This is a genomic window from Alteromonas sp. MmMcT2-2, from assembly GCF_022348305.1.
GTDB lineage: Bacteria > Pseudomonadota > Gammaproteobacteria > Enterobacterales > Alteromonadaceae > Alteromonas > Alteromonas macleodii.
This window is the reverse complement of record NZ_JAKRFA010000045.1, coordinates 20,189-27,031: the sequence shown is the minus strand read 5'-3', so window position 1 is coordinate 27,031 and position 6,843 is coordinate 20,189. Positions and strand designations below refer to the sequence as shown.

General features: G+C 44.3%; 4 protein-coding genes. 1 reads left to right on the top strand and 3 read right to left on the bottom strand.

The genetic code is table 11. The features are described from left to right. Positions 1-119 precede the first annotated feature (119 nt). From MHM99_RS17990 to MHM99_RS17980, 3 genes are all read right to left on the bottom strand, one after another. Entirely contained in the window at positions 120-1,859 is a 1,740-nt protein-coding gene (locus MHM99_RS17990; RefSeq protein ID WP_049588937.1) for an AMP-binding protein, read from the bottom strand. Positions 1,860-2,227: 368 nt separating this feature from the next. After that, positions 2,228-2,806, bottom strand: a complete 579-nt coding sequence (locus MHM99_RS17985) for a hypothetical protein (protein WP_014949496.1) — start codon at positions 2,804-2,806, stop codon at positions 2,228-2,230. 302 nt (positions 2,807-3,108) lie between these two features. Further along, entirely contained in the window at positions 3,109-5,478 is a 2,370-nt protein-coding gene (locus tag MHM99_RS17980) for a DNA polymerase II (RefSeq protein WP_275445598.1), read from the bottom strand. Between the two features lie 301 nt (positions 5,479-5,779). Between MHM99_RS17980 and MHM99_RS17975 the strand changes: the two genes are divergently transcribed. Continuing rightward, positions 5,780-6,811: an MBL fold metallo-hydrolase gene (locus MHM99_RS17975; RefSeq protein WP_239220250.1), complete on the top strand. Its 1,032-nt coding sequence runs from the start codon at positions 5,780-5,782 to the stop codon at positions 6,809-6,811. Positions 6,812-6,843: the final 32 nt, after the last annotated feature.

The window sequence follows — 6,843 nt, the reverse complement described above, 5'->3', positions numbered from 1 at the left end:
CGACAGTGGAAAACTGCACTCAAATGGTACAGCTCCATAGTCGACGGGGCCTGGACCGCAGGCACATGGAATTAAATTCGTGGGGATCCCTCAGACTCTTACCCCACTATTTGCTGGGATTATGCTTCGGTTTGTAGGGCTTGCTTCTTCAGTGTTTCTATCATGTATTCGCGCATTTTAAACTTCTGAAGCTTCCCTGTTACCGTCATGGGGTACTCTTTAACTACGCTGATGTATTTGGGTACTTTAAAGTAGGCTAGTTTGGATTTAAGGTAGTCGCGTATCTGATCTTCGTCTATATGTCGATTTTCCTTTGCCTTAATCCATAGGCATACTTGCTCGCCATATTTGTTGTCAGGAATACCAAAGACAGCGGCGTCTGACACATCCGCATGTTGATACAAGACTTCTTCAATTTCTCGTGGATAAATGTTCTCGCCGCCGCGGATAATCATGTCCTTTATTCTACCAACTATTGTGACGTAGCCTTCTTCATCCATTTCTCCAAGATCGCCAGAATGAAGCCAACCTTCATCGTCTATGGTGGCTTTCGTCTTAACCTCATCACCCCAATAACCTTTCATTACACAGTAGCCTCTCGCGCAGATTTCGCCAGGTTCTCCAATAGGCACCGTATTGCCTTGGGGATCTATGATCTTCACTTCTGTATGGGGCATAGCGCGTCCTACGGTTTTGACCTGCTTTTCAAAAGGCGAGTCAATGTCAGTAATATGATTGATAGGGCTACACTCTGTCTGACCATAACCTATGACGACTTCTGTCATATGAAATTCACTATGGACCTTTCGCATGAGCTCTTCTGGACAGGTACTACCTGCCATGACACCTGTTCTTAGTGTTGATAGATCAAAAGCTTTGAAGTTGGATAGTTCGAGCTCGGCAATAAACATGGTTGGTACGCCATGTAATCCCGTGCACTTTTCTTCTTCTACTGTACGGAGTGTTGTCTCAGGGTCGAATGACTCCCCGGGGAATACTGCACATGCACCTGATGCTAAGCAAACTAAGTTGCCCAATACCATTCCAAAGCAGTGATAAAGCGGTACGGGAATACAAAGTTTGTCTTTGTGTGTGAACCTCATTGCTTGTGATACTAATAACCCATTATTTAGAATGTTTCGGTGCGTTAACGTTGCGCCTTTCGGATTTCCCGTCGTGCCAGAGGTAAACTGAATATTGATGTTATCATCCGCGCTAAGGTTCGATTCAACGGCCTCCAACTGAGACTTGAGCGCTTCCGTTGGTTCTATTTGCAATGCAGAAAAAGCCTGTAATCCTTCTACAGGCTTATCGCCAATAGTGTATACATATTTAAGTGAAGGCAACTTAGCAAGCGTTAGAGGACGCCTTGGTGTGTTCTTATCTTGGCTGTCTATTTCTGGCGCAAGCTCTTTCAACATGGCGACGTAATTTGACTGCTTGAATGACTGCGCCATGACTAAGTATTTTACGGAAACGTTATTAATAGCAAACGCTAATTCATCAGGACGATAAGCAGGGTTCAGGCATACCATGATCGCCCCGATTCGCGCAGTGGCCATCTGTACGATCGACCATTCGATATTGTTCGGAGACCATATACCCACGCGGTCGCCAGGTTCTACACCGTTTGCAAGTAAGCCGCAAGCAACACGTTCTACTTCATACCAATACTGCTGATAGGTCCAGCTAACGTCTTGATGTTTTACAATAATCGCTGGGTTATCGCCATAATTGTCGACAACATTTTTGAAATACTGACCGATAGTGAGTGACGTCAACTCAGCGTCATCAGAGCCAGTAAACTCACTTTTCTGAAGAGGGAGTAGTGAGTTTGGTGTAAATTTTGATTCCATCATATCTTGCCTCCATGCGCGTACGCATATGATTTATATATAAATAATAGAGTTGGCTGTTTCGGCTTTTGGTGCCAAATAACCAATGGCAACAATTGCAGTAAATGCTGAATACGCAACGAACAAAACAAATAATTTAATCTTTATTAACAATATTGTTGCAAACAAGTTTTGTCGACAAGATGTTAGTCGTATATGGCGTTATTCAACGATGAATTTGTGAGACTCGTCGTACACGCTGAAAGAAGAGTAATAACTAAAAGTGACAATGTATTTGATGTCTAAAGAAAATTGTCTCGACTTTAATGAAACAAAAAAGCCTCCGACGAAGGAGGCTTCTCAAAAATTTTTACTTTACGAGTGGTGAGCGTCTATTCAGACTCAATACCTTCGAAGTATGCACGATATTCCATACGGGTAACGTAAGAATCGCCATTTTCATCCATCATCTCAAAGTCACCTTCGACATGTGCAACCTTTAACTCCTCGGCTGTAAGCTTACCGTCGCTGTCTACATCAATTTCAGTAAACTTATTGTCGGCTGTGGCTGACATTTCAGTACGAAGCTCCTTATTCTTCTCTGATATCATTTCACCGTCTGCTTTAGAGAATAATTCAGGGTTGCCCTTTTCCGAGAGTAGAGCGTCATTGGTGCCTTCAGTTTTCACCTGAGTAATGATGTCGTCGCTAAACATTGATGGTTTTTCATCAACAAACTTGTTGAATTCAACACGGCTAATCATGCTGTCACCATCGGTATCCATTTTTGCGAGAAGCTTACTGTCAATAACGCCAGAAGACTCTGAACCGACGATATAGCCGTTTCCATCCTTATCCATTGCGTTAAATCCCATCGAGATCTTCTCTTCGTGGTGGCCTGCTACTGCTGAAGCAGATAGTGTTGCAGCAATAACAGCACTGGTAATCATACTTAGTTTTGTGATCTTCATAATCAAATTCCTTCTGGCTTTTACAGTGAACTCGGGCGTTCAATTGCCCTAACCACTAGGTCCACAGACCTCAACATAGGTGCAGATTGGAAGTAAGTTTCAATCTGACACCGCTAATGACTTACGTAATTCATTATTCATTGAATGTGCCAAATGCATAACTAACTGATTTAGTGAGGTAATAAAAATTTAAGGCGAGGTTTTCAATGTTATTGCTATGTTAAATTGTCGCAGTGTTTGCAAGATCTTCATACGTCAAACTTAAGCTGTTCTCAGATATAGATAGAACCCCATTAATGAGATTAAAACAGCGAGAGTTGATCGTTCGCTATTGTCTCAAAATTCAGGCCAATAAGTGGCAAGATACTATCGGCAATGGGTTGGATTTGCTTTTCAATATAGTGGTCATATTGAAGGGGGGCCGTGGCGGTTTCTGCTGTTTGAGGGCCCTGTACTGTAATAACATAAGCAATGGTAGTATTAAACTGATAGCGAAGTGGCAACCCCTGTTCTTTATAGTACTCGTCCGCTAATCGCGCTGCCTTTACGTGGGGAGGTAGCGACTTGGTATACGACGACAAAGGCTTTCGCAGCCGCTTTTTATAGACCAAAGCGTGATCCATTTCACCGGACTTTATCGCTGCTATCGTGCTATTTATGTAGTCTTCAACAGGCTGTCCAGTAAACACTTTTTTGTACAGCTCGTACTGGAAGGTTTTAGCTAGTACCGTCCAATCAGAGCGGACATTTTCTAAGCCTTTAAAGACAAGTTCACCGCCCTTCATTCCTGCGTAACGTTTTTTGCTGCCTTCGGAAGAGCCTCGGATCGTCGGCATAAAAAACGTAGAAAAGTGAGATTCAAACTCAATTTCTAAGTGGCAATCAATGTCGAACTCACTTTTTAGTAACTCTGTCCACTTTCGATTAATAATGCTAGCGAGCTCAAGTCCAGTCTCTGGGGGCGTACCCAGTGCATCATTCCCTTCTACATGAACAAATGTTGAGTCGGTATCGCCGTAAATAACCGTATAGCCTAGTTCTTCAATCCAACCCGCAGTGGTTTGCATAATCTCGTGACCCCTTAATGTGATTGAGCTAGCCAGGCGAGGATCGTAGAAAGGGCAACCTCCACTACCAAGCACACCATAGAAGGAGTTCATTAATATTTTGATGGCCTGAGAGCGCGGTGCGTCATTCTGTTTTTTGGCTTCGTCGCGCTGCAGCCATAGGTTTTCAATGATGGAAGGTAGAAAATGAGATTCGCGGCTAAATACTGCGCCTTTAAAACCTTCTATCGCCGTGTCAGGAGACTTAAGCCCTTCTGCAAGTCCTAACGGGTCGATTTTAAATGTACGAATGATGGAAGGATATAGGCTCTTAAAATCGAGGACTAAAACGTCTTTATATAAACCTGGCTGGGAACGCATGACATAACCACCCGGACTAGCCAAGCCTCCATTTTCAGGTCTTACCCCCGCGACATAAGACTTGCGGTGAAGCTTAGGCAAGTACACATTTAAAAACGCGGCCACTGACCCTCCGGGGCGACTCATATCTAGGCCGGTAAGAATACTGCGCAGCGCCAGAAAATCGATAAATTGGGTTTTATCCTGAATGCGATTGACCAGTTCCGTGTCTTTAAAGTTATAGTTAGCGAGTGCAACAGGGTCGCTATGATAAAGACGCTTTATCGCTTCAAGCTTGTCGGCAGCCTGAATAAGCTTATTTTCGCCAAGCAGTTCGTCAGATACGTGATCGAGCGAGAACGACTCGAATTGATAAGTCATTGTTTTTAGTGCTTCGATACCATCAATAACGCATCGCCCTGGCACATCAACGAGGGTTTGATCCTCCCACTGTCTTACAGAAGCCTCTCTGCCATGGCGGCCGATAGCATACTTTAGCGAGTTAGCCCTAGCGCGGCGTTCAAGTACCGCCATATCGAACTGTTTAACATTCCAGCCTAAAATGATATCTGGGTCGTAGGATGTAAGATATGAAAAAAATGCTTCAAGCAGTACTTTTTCTGATTCAACGGTAATGAGCTCGTACGCGCTGTCTTCTTGTCCCTGCAATGTTTGCCCAACAAAATGTGGTGGGCATAGTAGCAGCACAACGTTGAGTCCTTCACCGGCTAACGCAATGCTAAAGAGTTCTTCATTCTCATTGCATTCGATGTCTATGCTTAGCGATGTAAATGTGGTTCTGAATTGACAGGGTCTGATTTGCGCATTTTCTATAACGATCTGAGGCGTATCGTCGAAATCTTGCAGAGCCAGAAATTCCACCGCACCATACACAAAGCGCTCCATTAAGTAGCGATCGGCAACGCGAATATCCGCTTCGTACAATATAATACTGCTTTCCTGCGCATGCTGGCGAAGCTGATGCATATGTGATTCGGTTGCGGTTTTTACCGTCGCAACAGGAACTTGTTCCAGCGTGTGAAACCCGTCATCTGAAACACTGATCTTTGCTGAAATACGCTCGGCGATATTGCGTAAATCATTGGCGTGATCAACAGATACAAAGCAAGTGGGGTATTGGGGTGAAGAAATTAACCTAGCGGTGCTACTGGGCGTTTTTACCCATAGCTCAACATGCACCTTGCCTCGCCGGGTAAACGTACTTTTATTGAGTATGAACCCTTGTTGTATTGTTGAGGCTGACATGAATCTAATTTACTAACCGGCTTTGTTGACGTTAATTTCTTTAAATAGCCTCATGGGCGTGTACGTTTTATAAACTCGCATTACCATTATCTGTTCAATAACTGGCGCAAAGGTGCAATAAAAATGCGCTACCACTGTGCACGAGAAACGGCAGTAGGCTTAGTATAACGTTTGTTATCACCTACTCCTATAGATCTCTATTCGACAGATATGTTTGTTTTTGTAAGCAGCGCGAGTTAAAACGAAAACGTACAGTCTTTGTGCACGTTAGACCATGCACGATAGAAAAGGTGAGGGCGATATGGAATATCTATTCGATAAACAGGTAGAGCCGGGCGAGCTAATAGAAGTGGCCGATGGTGTTCTTTGGCTAACAATGCCGCTTCCATTTGAACTTGACCACATAAATTTGTACCTGATCCGCGGTGAAGGCGGTTGGGTGGTCATTGATACTGGCATAGGAACGTCCACCACCAAAGCGCTGTGGGAGCGTATATTCAAGCAATTAGACGGGCCAATAGTTGGTGTCATCGTTACGCACTTACATCCTGATCATGTGGGGTTAGCGGGCTGGATAGCCGACACGTATAACGTCCCCTTTTATATGTCACAAACTGAGTACTTTACTGCCCGAGCGTTTGCGGCAGGAAGAAATGGCGCAACGAATGAGCGGGATGTGCAATATTACCAGCGAGCAGGTTTAGACGAATCTATGATCGCAAAGCTTACTTCTGGTGAAGGCAATGGCTACAGCAGCGTCGTTTCACCACTACCTATTAGCTACACACGTCTAAAGCATGGTATGACGCTGTCGCTTGGCGGTAACGAATGGCAGATCATCATTGGCCGCGGCCACTCTCCTGAGCATGCGTGCCTTTACAATAAGCAAAAAAATATTCTCATATCAGGCGATCATATTTTGCCGATTATCACGCCAAACATTGGCGCCTACTCAACAGAGCCTGATGCCAACACCTTAGACGACTACCTTTCTACGCTGCCGCAATTCAAGAATTTGCCCAAAGACGCGACAGTATTACCTGCTCACAAGCTACCCTTTATCGGCCTGCATGAGCGAGTAGATTCGCTTATTGCTCATCATCACGAGCACCTAAAAGCACTGTTAAATGCTTGCGAGCAACCTCAAACGGTCGTAGAGCTATTACCGGTTATGTTTAAGCGCAAGCTCTCTAGTCGCAACATGGTGTTTGCAGTAGCAGAGTGTTTGTCTCACCTTAATTACTTGCTTAATGAAGGAGCCATTTCGCGGACGTTAAACAGCAAGGGTGTGTATACATTTAAAGCCTGTGAAGTAAAAAAGCTTGCTTGTTAGTTCAGTCAGAGGACATACAAACAGAGTGAGGA

What these genes read in the sequence shown, in the direction of transcription:
- MHM99_RS17990 (WP_049588937.1), bottom strand. Translation starts at nt 1,859, where the DNA reads ATGATGGAATCAAAATTTACACCAAACTCACTACTCCCTCTTCAGAAA.
- MHM99_RS17985 (WP_014949496.1), bottom strand. Translation starts at nt 2,806, where the DNA reads ATGAAGATCACAAAACTAAGTATGATTACCAGTGCTGTTATTGCTGCA.
- MHM99_RS17980 (WP_275445598.1), bottom strand. Translation starts at nt 5,478, where the DNA reads ATGTCAGCCTCAACAATACAACAAGGGTTCATACTCAATAAAAGTACG.
- MHM99_RS17975 (WP_239220250.1), top strand. Translation starts at nt 5,780, where the DNA reads ATGGAATATCTATTCGATAAACAGGTAGAGCCGGGCGAGCTAATAGAA.